Genomic DNA, 20,883 nt, shown 5'->3' with positions numbered 1-20,883 from the left:
CATACAACAATCATTGTTGGGCAATCTTCAAACAATCAGGAGGCAGTATGTCCGGCGAAGCAGGCACACCCGTCGCGGTTCTGGGGCTGGGCCTCATGGGTTCGGCGATCGCGAATACCTTCCTGGCCGCGGGGCATCCGACGGTCGTATGGAACCGCACCGAGGCGAAGGCCGATGCGCTGGTCGAACTCGGTGCCGTCCTGGCGCCGTCGGCGGCCGCGGCCATCGCGCACGCTCCCCTCGTCGTCGTCTCGCTGCTCGACGACGACGCGGTGGGCGCGGCCCTGCGCGACGCGGGTCCGCAGCTGCGCGGGCGGGTGCTGGTGAACCTCACCTCCTCGACTCCCGAGCAGTCGAGAAGGCGCGCCGAGTGGGTCGGCCGCCACGGCGCCGAGTACGTGGACGGCGCCGTCATGGCGGTGCCGCAGGGCATCGGCACACCGAACGCGCTGCTGCTGTACTCGGGTTCCGAAAGCGGGTACCGCGCAGCGGAACCGGCGCTGAGCACCCTCGCCGAGAACGGCACCTACCTGGGCGCGGACCACGGGCGCGCGGCCGCGTTCGACGCCTCACTGGTGTCGGTGTTCTGGCTCTCCTACTTCGGGGTGGCCCTGGGCATCGCACTCGCCGAGGCCGAAGGGATCAAAGGCAGCGAGCTAGTCCCGTTCACACCCGCCGCGGTCTCGCTGCTGCCCGATATGGCGGCGCAAACCGCCGCACAGGTCGAAGCCGGGCACTATCCCGGCGACGACACATCCATTTCCTCGGCCTACACCGCGTTCACCACCCTCCGCGAGGTGATCGCGCGCCACGGCATCGACACCGGCGTACTCGACGCCATGGGCCAGGTCTTCCGGCGCGCGCTGGCGGCAGGCCACGGCGCCGCGGGACTCGCCCGTCTTGTCCCGGTACTCGCCGGGGATCGCTGAGGGTTCGCACCGACGTCGACGCCGAACGCTTCCCGGAAGCCGGTTGCCCCGAGGCGGCCGTGTACAACGGCATCCTGCCCCGGCCGCAGGCGCGGACGGACAGGATGGGGGGCGATCGCCGAAGACCGAGCCGCGCCCGCCGCCGACGCCGCCTGGACCATCGCCGAGGGGCCACCCCGCTCATCGGGTCACGAAGGCGGGTTTACATCGACGGGTCGGTCCTAGCTCACAGGGGTCGAATGCCGGATTCGATACGATGGCGCAGTGGGACCACGGATATCGACGTGGCGTGCTCGAACCACGGGACAAGGGGAATGCCCGTGGCTCGGACCTCGTGAGATCGGTGTACCCGACAACGACCTTCGAAGGATGATGAGACCTACACCCCGATGACGATCTCGCGTCACTCACCGCCCGGGCCGGACACTGCGGTGACGGCCCTCTATGGCAGGCAGAAGGAACGCGATGCCCTGGCGGCCCTGATGGAAGGGGCACAGGCAGGCAACGGTGGATTCGCTGTAGTACACGGGGAGCCGGGAATCGGCAAAAGCGCACTTCTGGATGATGCTGCCCGCACGGCCGCCGACATGCGCGTATTACACGTGACGTGCGTCGAATGGGAATCCGATCTCGGCTACGCGACGCTGCACCACCTGCTGAAACCTGCACTCGAGTTGCTCGATCGGCTGCCCGAACCGCAGGCAGCCGCACTCCGGGTGGTGTTCGGGCTGGCGAACGGGCATACCCCGGATCGATTCCTGGTCGGTTTGGCGGCGCTGTCACTGCTGTCGGAGCTGGCCGAAGACAACCCGCTGCTCTGCATCGTGGACGACGCGCACTGGGCCGCCGACGCGTCGATCAATGTCCTCGAGTTCGTGGCACGGCGACTGGACACCGAGCCGATCGCGCTGGTGCTGGCAGCACGCACCCACGAAGGGCACCGCCTCGAACCAACAGGAGCCGTGAACCTGCCGTTGGCAGGCCTGGACCGATCGTCGGCGCGTCGGCTGCTCGTCGAACAGGTCGGTACGCGGCTGACTCCGTGGCAACGCGACTTGGTATTGGACGCCACCGCGGGCAATCCGCTGGCGATCCGCGAACTCCCGGCCACGGTCGTCGGTGCACGCGTGCCACCGCGCCCCCTGCCACTCGTCGAGGAGTTGCAGCAGGCGTTCCTGCGTCGGGTTCGTTGCCACAGCGAACCACTACAGCGGCTGATGTTGCTGATCGCCGCGGACGGCCATCTCAGGTGGGACGTATTGCGCCGGGCAGCGTCGGTGTTCGATGCCGGCCTCGAATCCGCTAGCGAAGGACTCGGCGTCCTCGACGACCTGGTCACCGTGGAAGGGCCGGCGGCGGTGTTCCGGCACCCACTGATTCGCTCTGCCGTCTACCACGGAGCCACGGTGGCCGACCGGCGGAAGGCCCATCGAGCGTTGGCGGCCGTGGTCGATGACGAAGACGAACTTCGTGCGTGGCATCTGGGGCAGGCGGCGTACGGACGTGACGAGGATGTTGCGCGCGAACTCGATCGGGCGGCGCGGCGCGCCGCCCGATCGAGTTCCGCCACCGCCGCGGCTCTGCTCGCCCGGGCAATGGAAGTGGGCGAGCCCGGGTTGCGTCGAGCCCAGCGCAGGCTCGAATCCGCGGAAGCGTGGTGGCATGGCGGAGATTTCGACCGAGCCAAGACGATGTTGGAGGGCATCGAACCGGACAGTTCACTCGGGCCTCTTCGCCTCCGGACAACCCTGCTGCGGGCGTCGCTGGAACTGCACATCGGCCGGCCCGCCGACGCTTTGGCGATGCTGCGCCCGATCCTGCCCAGCGCGCTGGAGGCGGGCCCGCACCAGTCGATTCCGCTGCTGATGCGGTTCTGGGAAGCCGGCTTCGCCGCCAACGCGGCGGATGCGTGGGCAGAGTTGTCGAGCGTGGTCGAGCAGCTCGCTCTTACCGGCACCGGCGTGTCGGAGATTCTTCTCGGTCGGCTCCTGCGCGGCACCTGCCGAACTCTGATGGGAAAGGAAGCCGGTTTGGAGCCCGGCGATCTGGACGCGGCAGAGCATCTGACAGATCCGAGTCCGGCAGCCTGGGCCGCGGGGATGATCTGGGAACTCGGATACCGAAAGCGCGGGCGGCACCTGAGCAGAAACGCGATGCGATACGCACGACGCCTCGGGACACCCGTGTCCCTGTCCTGGGCGTTGTGGCGAGTGGTCATCGACGACTTGGCAAGCGGACGTTTCCGTTCGGCGGAAGCGTTCGCGGAGGAAGGACGCCGGCTGACGGAGGAAACCGGACAGCGGAACGCAAGCATCGCGTTTCGCGGCGCCCAGGTCATGCTGGCAGCGCTGCGCGGCGACGACGAGCCGGCCCATACGCTCGCCGGCCACGTCATTTCCGACGCGCTCACCCATGGCATGGTCAGCATCGTCGTCCTCGTCCAGCGCGCGCTCGGCCTGCTCGAACTTTCGGCCGCCAGGCCCGAACAGGCTCTGCTGCATTTCCAGCCGCCTGCCGGCGGCTCCTACCTCAGCGTGACGGTGGTGAACGTGCCCGACCTGGTCGAGGCGGCCGTACAGTCGAACCACGCCGACCTGGCCACCGAACCATTGGCACTGTTCACCCGATGGGCGCAGGCAGCCGGCACACCGGAGCTGAACGCGTTGGCCGCCAGATGCCGCGCGCTACTCGCTCCGTCCGGGCACGCGGCAGCCGATTTCCGTCGCGCACTGGAACTTCACGAACAGACGGACCAGCCGTTCGAGACGGCGAGAACCCAACTGCTCTTCGGCCGGCATCTGCGCCGCAGCCGCCGGAAGTTCGAAGCCCGTGCGCCGCTCAACGCCGCCCTGGAAACCTTCCAGACACTGGGCGCCGAGCTCTGGGCAGATCGAACCCGAGAGGAACTGCGCGCCACTGGTATACGCATCCAGCCCCGCGCTGCCACGAGTACCGTGAAGCTCACGCCGCAGGAAGCACGGATCGCCGAAGCCGTCGCCGATGGCTACACGAACCGGGACATCGCGGCACAGATGTTCCTCAGTACCCGGACGATCGACTACCACCTACGAAAGATGTACCAGAAGGCCGGAGTCAACTCCCGTGCCGAACTCACCCGGGTCCTGCTGACCGAAGCCGGAAAATAACCAGGGGTTCCACAAGGGCGAGAACTGAGCTGCCGACCGGCGATGAGTGACCCGAGGCCGAGGATCCCGGCCGTGCACTGCGGGCTTCTGACATCTCTACTGGGGCGCTTCCTGGAGTGCGCGGACTTCGATGCGTGACCCCAGTGCGGAGGAGGCTTGTTCGGCCCAGGCCACGGCGGCGGATTCGTTGTCGGCGTCGATGATCCAGAAGCCACCGACGTATTCGGCGGCCTCGACGAAGGGCGCCCGGGTGTGCGACGGGACGTCTCCGGTGGCGTCGACGGTGATCGCGGTCGAAGGCGGATGCAACCCACCGGCGGTGACCAGCGCCTCGGCGGCGACGAGGTCACTGTTGAATTTTTCGACGGCGGCCATCATCGCTTCCAGTTCGGCGGGATCCATATCCTGCATCGAATCCATCGTCGGCTCCTCGGCACTGTCATGGGGCAGGGTCAGGAAGTATTGCGGCACTGCGATCTCCTCAATAGCGGATTGATGGTGTGCTTTCGGGTGCACCGCACGAAGCGGGTGTGGTGCATTCGCCCCTCACGGTGTCGATCAATGGCGACAGCGACCTTCTCGGCCGTCGGGCACGGTTGTGGCTTACGGCGGGCCTCAGTCTGCCCCATCGGCAAAGAAGTCGATATCGGTGATATTGCCGGTCTCGTTGTGACGGCTGTGTCACTTTGAATCGCTGCCCGGCGCGATCGTGCTCGGTCGGACCTGCGGGAAGAATGGGCCCGGACTCCCGCCACCCGGGAAAGCCACAGCCAACGCTCCGGGCCCTACTTCACACGCCGGCCACGGTGCGCACCATTCGACGCACCGTGGCCGGGACTGCTCAGACCTCGCCGTGGAGGGTCAGTACGACCAGCGGCATGGGCCGGTCGACCTTGGACTGGAAGTCGGCCAGCAGGGGGTTATCGGCCATTACCCAGGCCGCGAACTCGTCATAGTCCGCACCTTCGAGCACCGTGCCGGTCGCCTGGTAGATCTTGTCCCGGAGCTCGATAGTGACCTGCGGATTCGCCTTGATGTTGTACCACCAGGCCGGGTACTTGTCTTCGATGAACGAGCTCACGAACATGGTGCTGTCCCGATACAGGGGCCCCAGCGGAGTCGTGTGCCGCTTGCCGCTCCTGGCTCCCGTGGTGGTGAGCAGGATGAGGTCACCGCCCGCGTACGCGCCGCCCACCTTGCCCGAGTTCTCCCGGAACTCCTTGATCACATCATCGTTCCAGTTGGCGATGCCGTCCTGCTGGTCCCACGCCTGGTTCCAGGGTGCGTCCGGATCGTTGTAGTCGGTGATGTCGGCCTGGGCCGCCTGTTCCGCGGTCGCTTCGGTCTCGCTCATGATTCGAGTGTGTCGCGAATAAAGGCCAGTTTCCGTCCTAATTCGACGGCGAAGGAACTCCGATGACCTATCGCCGGCGCATGACCAGCGGGCGCTTCCAGGAATCGGTCACCTCGCTCACCGAATGAAACGTCATCTGCGTTACTCGCCGACAGGGCCATCACTATGGTGAACGACAAGGTGACCATTCAATCGCGACCGGACCGACGTGGCCGAGGCGATTCGCGAATCGGAAAGAACGGCGTCGGATCATGGCAGAGGACCTGACCGTCACCGGGATGCTGGTGATACCCGCGTCCGAGTTACGCGAGCGGTTCTCACGGTCGTCCGGTCCGGGAGGGCAGCACGTCAACACCACCGACAGCCGGGTAGAACTGTCGTTCGACCTCGCCCGCTCGCCCTCGGTGCCGGAGTGGCTGCGCACCCGGATGCTGGACCGCCTGGCCACCCGGCTGGTCGACGGGGTGCTCACGATCGCCGCATCGGAGCAACGCGCACAGCTGCAGAACCGCGCCGCCGCCCGCGAACGCCTGGCCTCGTTGTTGAAAGACGCCGCTGCCGCTCCGCCACCTGTTCGCCGCGCCACCAAGCCCTCGCGCGGAGCAAAGGAACGTCGCATCTCCGCGAAGAAGCGGCGCGGTGTCACCAAACGCAACCGCCGCGCCTTCCCCGACGACTAGTGTTCCGCGCCCGAGTCGGGCGGGCCCGGACGCGGCGGCCGGTTACCGGCGGCTCGGCAACGGTGTGGCGGTCACAATGGGCGGGAGGCCACCATGTCCTGGAATTGTCTCGCCGGGCAGATAACGTGTTCGCCCGCGGTCCGGGGCTCCACGCTGGTCCGGTGTGATCTGTGGCGTGCCGTGCGGGCGAGGACCGCCGGTGGCGTAGGTGGTTCGCTTGCGCAGGTGGATCGCTGTCAGGGCACTGACCACGGTCGAACGAACGGCGAGGTCCGCGGTGCGGGGATCGCCGGCGGCGAGGCGGGCGATGTGCAGATCGGTGGTGACCAGGCAGACTTCGACGCCGTTTCGCCGATACTGTCGTGCGTCTCGGGCGAGGGCCGCCACGGTACGTAGCGACAGAAAGCCGAGCCGACTGGCGTCGATGATCACCGCACAGTGTGCGCGCGTTGCCGCCTCGACGGCTTCGCGGACTTCTTCTCGCCACAGTGGCAGGGTGAAGGCGTCGGCCTCCCCGCGCGCCGACAGAATGACGGCCTCGCCGCGGCGCCGGGTCCGGAAGCTCAACTGGTCACCGGGAGTTCTGGGGTTCGCCGACACGGATGCGGCGGAGGGAGCAGAAGCAGTCGGTTTCATAGTCACTCACTGGGGTTCACATGGGTCGATATACATGACGGCGTTGCTGTCGGCCGAGGGGCCGGAATCGGGAGGGAAGCCGCTGGCCCCACCGCGCAGGCTATGCGATGGCGGTCGCACCGCCAACCGATTGATCGAAACGTTCCTACCAGGTGTTTCTGCTGTTACCGGGGCGCCCGCGAGGTCACGCTGCGATATCGGCTCAGCTGTTCTGGGGAAGCCGATGCGGACGAAGCCGATCGCCTGCGCCGTGCTGCCCGGTCGCGGAAAACCGCGGATGTCAGCGTTGTGATGATCGGCCGTCGCGGAGCCGGTCACGTTCGGTGGTGAGGGCAGCGTTGGCGTCGCGGAGCGTGGTGTTGGCGTCTTCGAGTTCGAGGATGCGCCCGATCGCGGTCAGGGGGAAACCCTGGCCGGACAGTGCGGTGACGCGGTGTAAGCGTGCCAGATCGTCGTGGCTGTAGCGGCGGGTGCCGCCTGAACTGCGCGCCGGGCTGACCAGCCCGTGTTGCTCGTAGAGCCGCAACGTCTGGACTCCGACACCGGCCAGCTCCGCGGCCACCGATATCGCGTACACGCCCTGCCCGGCACCGGGCAGGTTACGGCCCTGGTGATCCGCACCCGTCACTGTCTTCACCATCCTCTCGAGATTATCTGCACATGATACTTGCACTCTCCTCTATCGAGTGCTAAATATTATCTCTGTCAGCAGACATAGATTATCTGGTTTCTCTTCGAGAGCTAAGGAGTGACCTGGAGGTGGCGACCATGTTGATGCGCACCGATCCCTTCCGCGATCTGGATCGTCTGACCCAGCAAGTTTTCGGCACGCCCGCGCGTCCGGCGGCGATGCCGATGGACGCCTGGCGGGAGGGCGACGACTTCTTCGTCGAGCTGGATCTGCCCGGTATCGACCCGGACTCCCTGGATCTGGATGTCGAACGCAATGTGGTGACCGTGCGGGCATCGCGGCCGGAGCTCGATCCGGGCCGGTCGATGCTGGCCGCCGAGCGCACTCGCGGGATGTTCAGCCGTCAGCTTTTCCTGGGCGAGAATCTCGATACCGACGCGATCCGCGCCGACTACCGTGACGGGGTGCTGCGGTTGGTGATCCCGGTATCGGAGAAGGCCAAGCCTCGCAAGATCGAGGTCGCGCGCCACGACGGCGAGCGTCAGGCCATCAACGCCTGACCGCCCGGGCCGGCCCCACAGCAGGAGCCCGGCCGTGAAGCCATCGACCGGTACCGGCGAAGACCGGCTGGTGCCCTTCCCGGCCGCAGAGGCGGTAACCGGCTCGGTTCCGCCCCGGCGCCGAACCGAGCTTCAGTTCTGCCAATTCCATCCAGCGACGGGTGGGCCCGGTCAGCACCGATCTTCCGGGCCCATCCGGGCTCTCCGGAAATGGTTCCACAGACCATAGTTCGAGAGGAACGATGCCATGACCATGCAGGCGACCGGCACCGAACTCGATCGCGTCGGGCCGGCGAGCCCCCGATCCGCAGTCGCCCGGTGCCGCACCCCGGATTCCGCCGGCGGAGGTGCAGTCGACGACGCCGCCGATGTGTACTGGCCCGATCCCAGCCCGCTGCACCACTGGTGGACCGAGGTCATGGACGGCGCTTCTCGGCGAGCGCGCCGACGAACTCTTCGCTGCACCACCCGAAATCAGCAAGCTCGACGTACTCGCCAACAAGCTCTGAACTGGAACTCGCTCCCTACGAGATAGGCGTGATCGGCAGACGTCGCGCCCGGCGCGTCACCGCGTTGGCCAGGTCGGTGTAGTCGTCGATCAGCTGAGCGAGCCGATGCCACTCCGCGTGCACGATGGGGTCGGACGGTTCCGCCGTCATCAGCAGGTGATATGCGCGGACCTGCTGGCCGGCGAGCCGATCGATCACTGCGCCCATGGACTCCGGGTGCAGGGTGGCGGCAGGATGCGGTGGCGGCGCGTGGTCGGCCACCCACTGATCAGCTTGCCTGGCCAAGACGTTCCGAAAGTGTTGTTTCGCGCGGGTCGGATTCTCTGCAGCCGGATGATGAAGCCGCCCGAACTGACAGGCCACCCGAGCCAGAGGGTGAGATCCCAGGTGATGACCCCGGATCGCCGACAGCAACGCCTCACCGGTCGGGAACACACAGTGCGCCAGGCCCGCCGAACAGGCGGGCAGCGTAGAACAGATGATCGCCCGCATCGGAATCACCGCAGTGGCGTCACAGGGTGCCGGCAGATGTTGTGATCATGATGTGGACCTTCGCCTCCGCCTGGACAGCCCTCGATCGCCGATGGCAAAGACTCGGGTCGAGTAGGCGAAATGGATGCGCTTGCCTTCGGTGGCCGACTGCCGGATGTGCCGAGCCACAGCTCGCTGCCGACCAGATCCTCGGCGCTTCGGAACCCGAGCACGCGACTGACGATCTGCAGGTCGTGCAGCGTCAGCCCGGTCGCCGTGCCGACCGGGCGTGTGCGTCCGCCATCTTGCCGCCCCGGGTTGGGTCGTCTGCTCATTGCGCACTCACCCCTCCCTGCGGCGCTACTCTGCCGCCGAAGGATTCCACATCGTCACACATGAAGACCGCCTTCCATTACATTACGCCTCGTAACGCAAAATAACCCACCGACAATGTGACGTCAACCACAACCGCGTGAACACGTATAGCCGGGCCACCGCCGCACCCTCTTCCTGCCGGGCAGGTCAGGCGTTCGGCCGGAGAAGCATCCGACGACTCGCGCCGAGGCGCCGAGGAACAGGTCTCCGATGATGCACTCTCGGTACGGTGAACACATGCCGGATATCTCCGCCGCGTCTCGCACCGGCCGTCCCCGCGACAGTCGAGTAGACAGTGCGCTACTCGAAGCCGCGGCGCACCTGATCGCCGAACACGGCTACGGCGCGCTCACCTTCCAAGCTGTCGCCGAGACGGCGGGAACCAGTCGACCCGCACTGTATCGCCGATACAGCTGCCGCGCCGATCTCGTCGTCTCCATGCTGATCGACCGCTACGGCCTACAGCCCGGCGCCGAGGATCTGGGCGATATCGAAGCCGAACTCCTCGCAATTCAACGACACCAACGCGAGCTGTTCAATGACCCGGTACTGCGCCGCGCCGTGCCCGGACTACTGGAGGAACTCGGTCGCACACCGGAGGTCGCACACCGGTTCCAGGAACAGTTTCTCCGACCGCGCCGACGCTCCACAGCAACAATCCTCGAGCGCGCTGTCGCCCGGGGCGAGATCACTGCCGAGGTCGACCCAGAATGGCTGTGCGACCTCATCACCGGGCCGATGCTCATGCGCGCCCTGATACCCGAACTCGGGCCCATCGACGAGACGTTCGTGCAGTACACAGTGCGCTCCGCGCTCGACGCAGTGGGCCTGACCGAGCACTGACAACCCTATGGTTGACGTCACAATAGCCGCCCGGTAGATTCCATTACGTATCGGTACGTAATGAAAGGCGTGGCCCATGCGTGACGACGTGGAATTCCTCAGCGGCGGAGTCACCCTGCGCGGGTGGCTGTATCGGCCGGAACAGCACATCGGCTCCACGCCCCTGGTGGTGATGACGCATGGATTCGCCGGCGTGAAGGAATGGGTCGCACCGTTCGCCGAAGTATTCAGCGCCGCCGGGCTCGCCTGCCTGGTCTACGACCACCCCGGATTCGGCACCTCCGACGGGTCCCCGCGTTTCGAGGTGGATCCGGCCGCGCAGATCGAAGGCTACCGCGACGCGGTCACCTACGCGCACACACTCGACGGAATCGACACCGACCGGATCGGTATCTGGGGGACCAGTTACGCGGGCGCCCACGTCCTGGTGGTCGCGGCCACCGACCGCCGGGTACGCGCCGTCGTCTCCCAGGTCCCACTGACCAACGGCTGGGCGACCTTCGGCCGCCTCGTACCGTCCATCATGCTGCCGACCGTCCACCAGGCGATCGCCGCGGATCGGCTCGCCCGCGCCGCGGGCGAGCCGCACCAGACGATCAAGGCCGCCTCCGACGACCCCACCGAACTGGTCGCGATGCCGGGTGCCGAGGTCTACGAATGGCTGATGGCCAACGGCCCGCAGGTGCCGACCTGGCGCAACGAGGTGACACTCTCCAGCGTGGACAAATTCCAGGGCTACGCGCCGGAAGCGTTCGTGCGCCGCGTTTCCCCGACCCCCCTGTTGATGGTGATCGCCGAGGGCGACACCCTCACGCCCAGCGATCTCGCACTACAGAGCTACGCCGACGCTTTGGAGCCCAAACAGCTCACTCTGGTCCCCGGTGGTCATTTCGCGGTGTACGGCGACCGGTTCGACCAGGCATCCTCTTCGGCACGGGACTTCCTGCTGGCGAAACTCACCGATCGGTGACGAACCGGATTGCCCGGCAATCGTCGAGGACATCGGCACCCAGCGGCGAAGACTCCTCGCAGTGCCTTCGGTGAACGAATGAACTCGCTCGCATTGGAAGTCGGCGATAACGGAATTGCGGTTGCCCGCATCACCGATAACGACCTCCCCGGACTTGTGGTGCGCGTGCCCATACCGCGCCTCGACGGGTGGATCGTGTGCCGCAACCTGCTACTCGATCTCGCGGGCGACGACGAGATAACAACAATCGGGATCGCCTGCCCGGATCCGGGCAGCAGCACGCTCGACACCCCCACACCGGGCTCGACCGAGCGGTGGCCGGCGGGTAGCGACTTGAAGAACGCGGTGCAGCGCACTTTTCCGGCCGCAGCCATCTATCTGGCGCCATATCGCACGTGCGTTTCGCTCGCCGAATCCCACAACGGTGGGCTGCCTTCAGAGGAGTCGGCGCTGGCGGGGGCCGGAATTCTCGCGCTCCTCGCCTACAAGCGCCGGCTCGTCGATATCCTCCGGCGCTTGGAGGCCCGCGCCGCAGCCGGCGCTCTGGAAGGATCACGAACCTCACCCCGAGCCTGCCTCCATCAAGCAATTCGATGGCGTTATCTGTAACAGTGCGCGATGTCGTCCCCCGGTGACCCGATCGGCGATCGCTCACCCCACGATCGTTATCAGCGCTCCGGTTGCGGCATGAACTCACACGTCTCCCCCGCCGGCGACCGCGGATCAGATCCGGCGGTAGTTTTCGATCCAGGCACCGCCGCCCGGCCAGCACTCTACATAATCCGCGCACGGTGCCGACCGGCCACCGCGCACGCCGGAGTCGTACGTATCGACAGCTCATTCGGCGCCGCTCGACACCGCGATCGACCGGTGTCGACGTTGGCTGGCATGCCGCCCCGGCCCCCGTGGATCTGGGCGGGCCGCCTGCCTGCCCCGCGCAACCGATGGCGATACCGATCGTCCAAGACGCCATCGATCAGCTTCTCGATGCCCTTCCGGAGATGGAATCGGCGGTACCCGAAGAGGACCCGCGGTGGCATCGCACGCTCGTGGCGATCTACAGAGTTGACGGTTGCGGAGCTGGTCCCCGCCTTACGAGATGCACAGGCTGCCTAGGCCCGGCCGGATCGGTCTCGGGGTCGTGGCGGCCCCGCCTGATACCGGTCTGGCGCGGCGCAATTACGTTCCGGTGCCAGGGAATATCGGTGCGGGGCAGGATGTGGCGCACCGATTGTGCCGTCCGGTACAGCCCTCGAAACTCTTGCTGTTGCAACGAAACTCAGGGAGACAGCATGTCCGAGAAAATTATCCAGCTTCCGACCCCCGGCGAGTCGATTCTCGAAACGCACGAGCGGATCCTGCGCGCGGGTGAGATCGTGCCCATCGAACTGCCGGGCGGGGTCGGCGCCTTCATCGCGGTCAGCCATCGAGCCGCCAGCGAGGTGCTCGACGAGAAGGTCTTCGCCAAACACCCCTCGAATTGCCCGGCGTTGCACGATGGCAGGATTCCCGCCGATTGGCCGCTGCGCGCGCTGACCGACGCCGAACATATGCTCAACCAGGACGGCGCCGCGCACCGGCGGCTGCGCCAGAAGATCAACAAGGCGTTCACCCCGGCCCGGATCGCGGCGCTGGAACCGCGGATCCAGCAGATCGCCGACGAACTCATCGACGGTTTCCCCGAGACCGACGAGATCGACCTGATCTCGAACTACACCACCCCGCTGCCGGTCCGGGTGATATGCGATCTGTTCGGGGTGCCGGTGCACGAGCAGCCACAGCTCAAGAACTGGACGCTCACGATCGTCTCCGTCACCAGCACGGGGGAAGAAACGCAGGCGGCCATGGCGGCGATGGGCGGGTACTTCTACGAACTGCTCGCTCGCAAACGGGCCGAACCCGGCGACGATCTCACCTCGGCGTTGCTGGCCGCGAACACGGAGAACGAACTGACCGACGAGGAACTGGTCGGCATGCTGTGGCTGGTGATCGTCGCCGGTCACGAAACCACGGTGCACCTGCTGGGCAATGCCGTGATCGCACTACGCGAGTACCCCGACCAGCTCGCGCGGGCACGCGACGAGGATCGCTGGGCCGATGTGGTGGAGGAAGCATTGCGCTGCCGCTCCTCTGTGGTGGGCGCACTCACGCGCTACCCCATCGAGGACGTGACCATCGCGGGTGTCGACATCCCCGCGGGCACACCGACACTGTGGCACGGCGGAGTCGGCCGGGATCCGCTGCGCTACGACGACCCGGAGGTGTTCGATATCGACCACGAGCATCGCGACCAGCTCGCGTTCGGCCGTGGGCCACATTTCTGCTTGGGTGCGCCACTGGCCCGGCTGGAGAGCCGGATCGCGCTGCAGACGTTGTTCACTCGCTACCCGGACCTGACCTTGGCGGTGCCCGCCTCCGCGGTCGAGTACACGGTGCAGATCAGCACGGTGGGTCCGGTGGAACTTCCGGTGCGGCTGACTCCCGCTTCGTAGTCCCGGTCCGCGTCCGGCGGCTCACACCCGCGCCACGGAGGTTTCGGCGAGCCTGCTGCGCCGGAACTCCCGGGGCGTCATGCCGAACCGCTCCTTGAACGCGGCGGAGAACCACGCGGGTGTGAATCCGCACCGGGTCGCCAGTTCCGCGATGGTCGTGGTGGCGTGCGGGTCCGCCAGGAGTTCGCGCGCCACCCGCAGGGCCTCTTCGCGGCGCAGGTCCCGGAAGGTCGTTCCGCTCGCGTGCAGCACCGACCGCAGCTGGCGGGGCGACCAGCCGAGCGCGTGCGCGACCGCGGGTAGCCGGACATCGGACCTGCCGATGTGCTCGCGCAGGTGGCGCCGGATGCTCTCGGCCACCTGGGTGTGGTGTGTCGCCTGCGGTGTCGTCTCACCGACTGCCAGCATGCACAGTAACTCGATGACCCGGTCGCAGACCGCGTTGAACTCGCGCTCGGACAATCCCGATGGTTCGGCGTGGGCGCCGCGGATCATCTCCGCGGCGATCCGGCCCAGGCCATGGTTCATATCGAGGACGAGGTTCATATGCGTGCGCGGCCGGATCCGGTGCTCGAACTCGGTGCGCGGTATCTGGAATGCGTAGGCCGCCGAATCGGGGATGTGCAGTCGGCAGGGTATCTCCAGGCCCGCCACGACCGCGTACCCGGTGGGGACACGGGTTATCCGGTCGTCGAAACGCAGGGCGAACTCACCGCGGTCGGGAAGGATGATCCAGTAGAGATCATCAGCGGGGATCTTGCGGATATGCCGACGGGTACGGTGGCACAGCCGATTTCCGTACTGGTCCCAGCGCAGCAGGGCGTAGGTGCCCGACTCCTGGGCGGTGAGTCCGGCGGACCAGCCGTCATGGTCGCCGAATTCGTGTGCCATGGGAACGAATCCGTCGGCGAGCTCCGAGAACGCCTCGGGTCCGCATGCGGCCACGTCGTACCAGCGCAATATGACCATCCCCCTTGCACAGGATCGGCTGTCCCGTACTACCGGCCGATACGATCAGCGCACTCAATATACGTGGCGCGGCCGGGGCGGGGGCGGTTCTGCCCGTGATCACCACCAGCGCGCGAGTGTTGGGCGAATCCCGGCCGGTGTACCAGCCGCGCGGAATCACACCGGTGAGGTCATGCAGGATCTGCACCTGTACCGCTCCGATATGTGGACCTACCACGACAACCGGCACATCGCGGTGGACGAGCACCAACGCATTCTCGCGGCGATCCGTTCCGGCGACGCCGCGGGCGCGCAGACCGCGGCCCGCGCGCACGTGGCCGGTCTGCTGGTGCGCACACGCCGCCGATGACGGTTCGGCGTACGCTCGTCTATCCGGGATGTAGCGCGGTCATACCGATCCCAGTGGGATGACGTGCGGTCGCCCTTGGGCAGGTTCGGTCACGACGTGCGCGGCGAGTCCGAAGACGTCGCGCAGCACGTCCGGGCGCACCACCTGGTCGGGCGGGCCCTGGATCACGATGGCACCGTCTTTCATCGCGACGAGATGGTCGCTGTATCGGGCGGCCAGGGAGATGTCGTGTAGCACCATGACGATGGTCCGATTGTTCTCGGTGTTCAGTCGGACGATCAGTTCCAGCAGTTCCACTTGATGAGCCAGGTCCAGGTAGGTGGTCGGCTCGTCCAGCAGCATGATGTCGGTTTCCTGGGCGAGCGTCATGGATATCCAGGCTCGTTGGCGCTGCCCGCCGGACAGTTCTTCGAGTCGGGCGCCGGCCAGGTCGAGTAGACCGGTGCTGTTCAGGGCATACCGCAGCGAGGCTTCGTCGAGGACGGAGAACTGCTCATACCACCGTTGCCGGGGGTGGCGCCCGCGCGAGACCAGGTCGGCGACCGTGAGGCCGGGTGGAGCGACGGGCGATTGGGGCAGAATGCTGACGCGCCGTGCGACTTTCCGGCTGGACTGCGCGTCGATGGGTACACCGTCGAGCAGCACTCGACCGGACTTGGGCGCGAGCAATCGGCCCAGGCCGCGCAGCAGTGTCGACTTCCCGCACCCATTGGGGCCGATTATGGCGGTCACCGATCCGCTGGGGACGTCGAAGGTCATATCGGTGACGACATCGGCCGAACCGTAGCCGAGGGTGAGGTTCTCCGCGCGTAGCGCGGACGCCGTGGCCGGTCGGTTCACGTGAGCCTCCTCTGGTTCCGCAGGACGAGAAAGATCAGATACGGCCCGCCCAGTACCGCGGTGGCCACACCGACCGGCAGCGATACCGGCAGCACGTTCGCAGCGACGGTATCGGCGACCACAACGAAAACCGCACCGACCAACCCCGAGATAAAGATCGGTGGAGCCACCGATCCGATGAGTAGCCTGGCGATTTGCGGACTCGCCAAAGCGACGAAAACGAGCGGACCCGCGACGACGACTCCGGTGGAGGCCAGCAGTGTCGCCAGCGCCAGCGCGGACAGCCGGAGGCGGCCGATCCGCACGCCGAGTCCGATCGCCACGTCGTCGTCCAGGGTGAACAGCACCAGTCGCTGCCCGAGCAGCAGCGCCGCCGCCGACAAGGCCAGGGCCAGCAGTGCCATCGGCGCGACCAGCTTCCAGTCTTTGCCGTTGAGCGAACCCGACATCCAGGTCAGCGCCTGGGCGGCATTGCTGACGTCACCGAGGGTGAGCATCCAGGTCGTCGAGCTCACCGCGAGTCCGTTGATGCCCAGGCCCACGAGCACCAGGCGATAACTGTCGAGAGTCCCGGACACAGCCAGGAGATACACCAGGACCCCGGCGGACACCCCACCGGCGAACGCGGCAACCGGCAGGCCGACCTCGCCGGCGAAACCACTCAGACCGGCCGCGCCACCGCCTGCCAGCACGAGCACGGAGACGGCGCCGAGCGACGCTCCTGCCGTCACCCCCAGAATGTCGGGGCTGGCAAGGGGGTTGCGTGCGACAGTCTGGGTGAACGCCCCCGCCATGGCCAGACAGGCTCCCGCGACAACGGCCCCGACGGTACGCGGCGCGCGGAACTCCGTCACCGCGAGATGCACACGGGCATCGGAATCATCACCGAACAGGGCACGCACGACGGCGTCGAGCGGTAGCGCCGAGCCGCCGTTGGCCAGGTGGACCGCGGCGGCTGCCAGGACCAACAGGACTAGCAACAGCCCGACCGACAGCGCGCGAGGCGCGAGGCGCGCGGAGATCGGCCCGCACCGCACAACCCGAGCGGGGGCGAGCAGATTCGGCTCCGGGCCGTTCATATGGTCACCAACCGGCGGCGGCGGGCGAGGAGCACGAAGAACGGCGCGCCGATGACTGCGAGCACCACCCCGACCGACAACTCGCCGGGCCGGGCGACGACCCGTCCCGCGGTATCGGCGACGAGCACCAGGCAGATACCGAACGCGGCGGATGCCGGTACCGTGCGGCGATAGTCGGCACCGACCAGGGCCCGGGCGATATGGGGAACAAGGAGCCCGGCGAAAGCGATCGGACCGGCCATGGTGACGGCCGACCCGGCGAGCAGGGTGATCGCGGCGATACCCACACACCGCGCGACCGGTATCGAGGTGCCCAGCGATCGAGCTGTGTCCTCACCCAGCGCCAGCGTATTGAGCGCGCCGATATTGAGCAGGGCGAGCAGCAGGCCGACGGCTACGAAGGGCCATACCGTCTCGACAGTGTAGGGCCGCGCCGCCAAGGAGCCGACCTGCCAGAATCGCAGGGTGTCCAAGGACGCGTTGTCGAGCAGCACCAGTCCGGTGACCAGGCCGCCGCAGAGCGCGGTGACAGCCGCGCCGGACAGCACGAGAGTCACCGGCGTCGCTCCGTTGCGTGCGGCGGTCCCGACCGCGAACACCAGCACGCCGGCCGCGAGTGCACCGGCGAATGCCAGACCGGCCTGGGTGTGCACCGACAGGCCGCCGAAGAGGAACGTCGCGGTGACGATCGCGAGTGCGGCACCTTGGTTGATGCCGAGCAGACCCGGTTCGGCGACAGCGTTGCGGGTATGTCCCTGGGCGAGAATTCCGGCCACACCCAGACACGCTCCGGCGGCGATACCGACGAGGGTGCGGGGCCAGCGGAGTTCGCGGATCGTCACATCCATATCGGTCCCGGAAGGGGTGACGAGCGCATGCCACACCTCGTCCAGGGTCGAGGGACTGCTGCCGACGCAGATACTCACCAGGACCGCCGCCAGCATAGCGGCGACCGGCACGGCGGCCATGACCAGTGGTGAGCGTCCCGCGCGAATCGTGGCCTTTCGGGGCGTGGCCGGAGCGTCGATCGAGGAGGCCTGGGGATCGGGGGTGGTACCGCTGATCACCGAATAGCTCGTGCTCGTGTCGCCATCTCGGTTCTCCTTGCTAAGGTCGGCCCCATGTTGGGCAGCCTATCCTTATCGTCCGGATGGTTCACGGCGGCCCGACCCGGAGGAAAGGCCACTTGATGAGGGGAACGTCCACCCGATCGATCGCGCGCCGATCACTGATTCCGCTCATGGCGTGCGGGCTGGCGTTCGTCAGCGCCTGCGGTGGTTCCGGCGAGGTGAGCCCGGACGCCGCCGCGGGCAGCGGTGGCTCCCCGATCACGATCGAGCACGCCATGGGCTCCACCACGATCGAGGCCCCACCGGAGAGTGTTGTCGCACTGGATCCCAGCTTCACCGACGCGGCACTGCTGCTCGACGCCCGCCTCGCCGGCTATATCCAGTACCGCGCGGACGCCGATCACCCGTTCCCGGGCTACCTCGGCGATATCGACAACGCGGTCGCCGATTCCGTCAACGTCGGCACCACGGCCGAGCCCGACCTGGAGAAGATCCTGGAACTCGAGCCCGACCTCATCATTTCCGCCAAGGTTCGGCACGAACCGCTCTACGATCAGCTGTCCAAGATCGCGCCGACCGTGTTCTCGGAGACCACGGGACCGACCTGGAAGCAGAACATCGTTCTTCTCGGCGAAGCACTGGGCAAGCAGAGCAGAGCCCAAGAGCTGATCACCTCCTACGAGGAACGTGCCGCCGCGGTGGGTGAGCAGATAAAGATCAAGAATCCCGGCCTGACGTACTCGCTGGTGCGCTTCGCCGGCGAGGACACCGCCCGGCTGTACTCCAGCAACTCCTTCATCGGCGACATCATGACGGATATGGGCATCCCCCGCCCCGCCGGCGCACCCGACAACAACGACAACATCTTCACCCCGCTGTCCGTGGAACAGATCCTGCGAGCCGATGCGGGCCTCATCATGGTCTCGGCCTACACCCCGCCGGGAGCCGAGGGGGATTCCAGCCGCGATCAGAAGAAGTCCTTCGAAGCCAATCCACTGTGGCAGCGCCTGTCCGGTGACGTGATCCAGGTCGACGACGAGCCCTTCGTCCTGTCGGTGAGTATTCAGGGCGCACATGCCTCGATCACCACCCTGGCCGAGCACTTCGGAGTCGACCCGAGGAACGATCTGATTCCGGCATGAACCGGCAGATGTCCATTCATCACACCCCGCCGGTAGATAGTTAGGTTTTGCTACCCTAAATTCCATGGCGACGCGCACCAAGCACCGCAAGCCGCAGGCGCGACGAGTCTGCACCGCCGAAACTCTCGCCACCGAGCGGATCGGCCCCAGCTTCATCCGGGTGACAATCGGCGGACCCGACCTGCACGATTTCACCCCGATGGGCTACGACCAGTGGTTCCGCCTCTTCCTGCCCAGAGAGCGGCAGCCCGGCCTGTGCCTGCCGACCGCAGCTCAGGACAATCTCTGGTACGCCCAGTATCTGGAGATGAGCAGTGACACCCGGCCGTTCATCCGCAACTACACCGTGCGCGCTTTCCGGCCGGCAGGTGCCGGGAGATTCGGCGCGCACGCCGAAATCGATATCGATTTCGTCGCGCACGGAGATACCGGCCCCGCCTCCACCTGGGCAGACCGGGCGCTCCCCGGCACACAGATCGGGTTACTCGACGAAGGAACCATGTATCAGGCTCCGCCGCACACGAATTGGTCCCTGCTGGCCGGCGACGAAAGCGCACTCCCGGCGATTGCGGGCATTCTCCGCTGCGCACCGAGAGATCTGCAGGGCGCGGCGTATATCGAAGTGCCCCACCGCGAAGATATCCGGGAGCTGGGCGAACCGGCCGGGGTCCGGGTGCACTGGTTACCCCGCGACAGCCCCACCCGCCGAATCGGCGCCCTGGCCACCGAGGCGGTACGTGGCGCCCGGCTCCCCGGCGAGAACGTCTACGCCTTCGTCGCGGGCGAGCAGCAACTCGCCTCCGGAATACGCCGGCATCTGGTGCGCGACCGGGGATTCGACAAGTCCGATATCACGTTCACCGGCTACTGGCGCGTCGGCCGAGCCGCCTCGAGTTGAGGGTCGCCGCTGGTCGGTGCCGTGGCCGAATCGCAGCGGCATCGGACGGAATCGGTCGATATCAGCGAAGCCGGTCGGCGATGACGGTGGCCACGTCGATGGTTTTCGCGCACACGTCCCAGGTGACCCCATGGTGGATACCGCCCGCCGCGATACCGAGGTAGTACGAGCCGCCCGAGGGCACCGCCACGTAGACCGCGCAGAGGCCGTTGTTCCCGTCGGGTTGCGCGGTAGGCGATATGACGGCGCGGCGGCCCGCAATGGTGATCTGGCGCTCCAGCGGACCGGGATCGATTCGCCGCCCGAGATCGCTGCTGTCGTGCGACTGCGGCGCGAACCGGATATTGAACGAAGCCACGGCCGAGGTCTGGATGGAGAACCAGGTACAACTGGGCAGGCTCTCCGGTGGGGTCCGCGACAAACCGACCGGATCGAGGACGAAACGGGCAATATCTTCGGGCCCCAACACACTGCACGGACGGTCGGTCAGGTCGTCCAACGCCCACGGCGCCGGTGGCACCGCAGGGCCGGGCGCCGTGGTCGACGGCGAGACCGAAACCTGATCGGGCACCCCGGCGTTGCCGGCATCGCAACCACCGATCACGACCGCAATCAGGAAAAGACCGGCCACCACGAGGCGGGACCTGCGATGGAGCGGTACTGATTTCGCCACCGCTCGACCCTACCCGGGGTTTCGACGAATTTTGGTGTCGCGGTATCGACGGCGTTACGGGAAGGCTTAGAGGGCGTCTTACGGTTACCGTCATCACCGGCCGGATTCGCTGACGGACGTGGGATCAACGAGTGACCGGGATGCTGGTCGACCGAGCCCGTGCCGGCCGCCTGCAGCTCTGTGGCGAGGGTGGGCCGCTTCAGCAGCTGACAGTTATCGGTAGCCGAGATCAGCCGTGGAGAAATGGGCGGCCGCGCATGAGACCGC

At 66.8% G+C, this 20,883-nt stretch carries 20 protein-coding genes and 2 pseudogenes; 11 read left to right on the top strand and 11 right to left on the bottom strand.

Annotated elements, in window-relative coordinates; genetic code table 11:
• The first annotated feature begins 47 nt into the window (after nucleotides 1–47).
• Entirely contained in the window at nucleotides 48–929 is an 882-nt protein-coding gene (locus AB0F41_RS06315) for an NAD(P)-binding domain-containing protein (RefSeq protein ID WP_357421647.1), read from the top strand.
• A 389-nt stretch (nucleotides 930–1,318) separates the two neighbouring features.
• Nucleotides 1,319–4,075, top strand: a complete 2,757-nt coding sequence (locus AB0F41_RS06310; protein WP_357421646.1) for an AAA family ATPase — start codon at nucleotides 1,319–1,321, stop codon at nucleotides 4,073–4,075.
• A gap of 96 nt (nucleotides 4,076–4,171) precedes the next feature.
• Here AB0F41_RS06310 and AB0F41_RS06305 read toward each other — a convergent pair whose 3' ends face one another.
• Complete coding sequence (locus AB0F41_RS06305) at nucleotides 4,172–4,546, bottom strand: YciI family protein (protein ID WP_357421645.1); 375 nt, start codon at nucleotides 4,544–4,546, stop codon at nucleotides 4,172–4,174.
• A gap of 370 nt (nucleotides 4,547–4,916) precedes the next feature.
• On the bottom strand, nucleotides 4,917–5,429 hold the full coding sequence (locus AB0F41_RS06300; protein ID WP_357421644.1) for a nitroreductase/quinone reductase family protein: 513 nt from the start codon (nucleotides 5,427–5,429) through the stop codon (nucleotides 4,917–4,919).
• A 134-nt stretch (nucleotides 5,430–5,563) separates the two neighbouring features.
• On the opposite strand from AB0F41_RS06300, the gene arfB reads away from it, so the two are divergent.
• Entirely contained in the window at nucleotides 5,564–6,109 is a 546-nt protein-coding gene (gene arfB / locus AB0F41_RS06295; RefSeq protein ID WP_357421837.1) for an alternative ribosome rescue aminoacyl-tRNA hydrolase ArfB, read from the top strand.
• A 42-nt stretch (nucleotides 6,110–6,151) separates the two neighbouring features.
• Here the strand turns inward: arfB and AB0F41_RS06290 are convergent, their stop codons facing one another.
• Nucleotides 6,152–6,745 carry an STAS domain-containing protein gene (locus tag AB0F41_RS06290; RefSeq protein ID WP_357421643.1) on the bottom strand — a complete coding sequence of 198 codons (594 nt, stop codon included), beginning with the start codon at nucleotides 6,743–6,745 and terminating at the stop codon, nucleotides 6,152–6,154.
• A gap of 280 nt (nucleotides 6,746–7,025) precedes the next feature.
• On the bottom strand, nucleotides 7,026–7,385 hold the full coding sequence (locus AB0F41_RS06285; protein ID WP_357421642.1) for a MerR family transcriptional regulator: 360 nt from the start codon (nucleotides 7,383–7,385) through the stop codon (nucleotides 7,026–7,028).
• A 113-nt stretch (nucleotides 7,386–7,498) separates the two neighbouring features.
• On the opposite strand from AB0F41_RS06285, the gene AB0F41_RS06280 reads away from it, so the two are divergent.
• Nucleotides 7,499–7,936, top strand: coding sequence for an HSP20 family small heat-shock protein (locus tag AB0F41_RS06280; RefSeq protein WP_357421836.1), 438 nt, complete (start codon nucleotides 7,499–7,501; stop codon nucleotides 7,934–7,936).
• Between the two features lie 524 nt (nucleotides 7,937–8,460).
• On the opposite strand, the gene AB0F41_RS06275 is transcribed toward AB0F41_RS06280, so the two are convergent.
• Nucleotides 8,461–8,730, bottom strand: a complete 270-nt coding sequence (locus tag AB0F41_RS06275; RefSeq protein WP_357421641.1) for a DUF4254 domain-containing protein — start codon at nucleotides 8,728–8,730, stop codon at nucleotides 8,461–8,463.
• A 798-nt stretch (nucleotides 8,731–9,528) separates the two neighbouring features.
• Between AB0F41_RS06275 and AB0F41_RS06270 the strand changes: the two genes are divergently transcribed.
• The 4 genes from AB0F41_RS06270 to AB0F41_RS06255 all read left to right on the top strand — a co-directional run bounded on the left by AB0F41_RS06270 (nucleotide 9,529) and on the right by AB0F41_RS06255 (nucleotide 13,596).
• A complete protein-coding gene (locus AB0F41_RS06270; protein ID WP_357421640.1) occupies nucleotides 9,529–10,134 on the top strand; it encodes a TetR/AcrR family transcriptional regulator in 606 nt (201 codons plus the stop codon).
• Between the two features lie 76 nt (nucleotides 10,135–10,210).
• A complete protein-coding gene (locus AB0F41_RS06265; RefSeq protein ID WP_357421639.1) occupies nucleotides 10,211–11,104 on the top strand; it encodes an alpha/beta hydrolase in 894 nt (297 codons plus the stop codon).
• Between the two features lie 78 nt (nucleotides 11,105–11,182).
• A complete protein-coding gene (locus AB0F41_RS06260) occupies nucleotides 11,183–11,713 on the top strand; it encodes a hypothetical protein (RefSeq protein ID WP_357421638.1) in 531 nt (176 codons plus the stop codon).
• A 683-nt stretch (nucleotides 11,714–12,396) separates the two neighbouring features.
• Nucleotides 12,397–13,596 (top strand): cytochrome P450, encoded by a 1,200-nt coding sequence (locus AB0F41_RS06255; RefSeq protein ID WP_357421637.1) that lies wholly within the window; start codon nucleotides 12,397–12,399, stop codon nucleotides 13,594–13,596.
• 21 nt (nucleotides 13,597–13,617) lie between these two features.
• On the opposite strand, the gene AB0F41_RS06250 is transcribed toward AB0F41_RS06255, so the two are convergent.
• Together AB0F41_RS06250 and AB0F41_RS06245 are read right to left on the bottom strand one after the other, a co-directional pair.
• Nucleotides 13,618–14,565, bottom strand: a complete 948-nt coding sequence (locus AB0F41_RS06250) for an AraC family transcriptional regulator (protein WP_357421636.1) — start codon at nucleotides 14,563–14,565, stop codon at nucleotides 13,618–13,620.
• Between the two features lie 100 nt (nucleotides 14,566–14,665).
• Nucleotides 14,666–14,770: pseudogene (locus AB0F41_RS06245) on the bottom strand (allantoinase); the annotation flags it as partial.
• Between AB0F41_RS06245 and AB0F41_RS06240 the strand changes: the two are divergent.
• A pseudogene (locus AB0F41_RS06240) lies at nucleotides 14,750–14,914 on the top strand (FCD domain-containing protein); the annotation flags it as partial. The pseudogenes AB0F41_RS06245 and AB0F41_RS06240 overlap by 21 nt on opposite strands.
• Before the next feature lie 39 nt (nucleotides 14,915–14,953).
• Here AB0F41_RS06240 and AB0F41_RS06235 read toward each other — a convergent pair.
• From AB0F41_RS06235 to AB0F41_RS06225, 3 genes are read right to left on the bottom strand one after another with little or no spacing between them, the layout of a single operon-like run.
• A complete protein-coding gene (locus tag AB0F41_RS06235) occupies nucleotides 14,954–15,754 on the bottom strand; it encodes an ABC transporter ATP-binding protein (RefSeq protein WP_357421635.1) in 801 nt (266 codons plus the stop codon).
• Nucleotides 15,751–16,833, bottom strand: a complete 1,083-nt coding sequence (locus AB0F41_RS06230) for an iron ABC transporter permease (RefSeq protein ID WP_357421634.1) — start codon at nucleotides 16,831–16,833, stop codon at nucleotides 15,751–15,753. Before AB0F41_RS06230 ends, AB0F41_RS06235 begins: the two co-directional genes overlap by 4 nt.
• Entirely contained in the window at nucleotides 16,830–17,900 is a 1,071-nt protein-coding gene (locus AB0F41_RS06225; RefSeq protein ID WP_357421633.1) for an iron ABC transporter permease, read from the bottom strand. Before AB0F41_RS06225 ends, AB0F41_RS06230 begins: the two co-directional genes overlap by 4 nt.
• 122 nt (nucleotides 17,901–18,022) lie before the next feature.
• Here AB0F41_RS06225 and AB0F41_RS06220 point away from each other — a divergent pair, with 122 nt between their 5' ends.
• Both AB0F41_RS06220 and AB0F41_RS06215 read left to right on the top strand, forming a co-directional pair.
• Entirely contained in the window at nucleotides 18,023–19,045 is a 1,023-nt protein-coding gene (locus AB0F41_RS06220; RefSeq protein WP_357421632.1) for an iron-siderophore ABC transporter substrate-binding protein, read from the top strand.
• Between the two features lie 64 nt (nucleotides 19,046–19,109).
• Nucleotides 19,110–19,943 (top strand): siderophore-interacting protein, encoded by an 834-nt coding sequence (locus tag AB0F41_RS06215; RefSeq protein WP_357421631.1) that lies wholly within the window; start codon nucleotides 19,110–19,112, stop codon nucleotides 19,941–19,943.
• Between the two features lie 61 nt (nucleotides 19,944–20,004).
• Here AB0F41_RS06215 and AB0F41_RS06210 read toward each other — a convergent pair whose 3' ends face one another.
• On the bottom strand, nucleotides 20,005–20,616 hold the full coding sequence (locus AB0F41_RS06210; RefSeq protein ID WP_357421630.1) for a DUF3558 family protein: 612 nt from the start codon (nucleotides 20,614–20,616) through the stop codon (nucleotides 20,005–20,007).
• Nucleotides 20,617–20,883: the final 267 nt, after the last annotated feature.

The organism is Nocardia sp. NPDC024068 (genome assembly GCF_040638875.1).
Lineage (GTDB): Bacteria > Actinomycetota > Actinomycetes > Mycobacteriales > Mycobacteriaceae > Nocardia.
The sequence above is the reverse complement of the archived record's forward strand: the minus strand, read 5'-3'. Positions and strand labels throughout refer to the sequence as shown.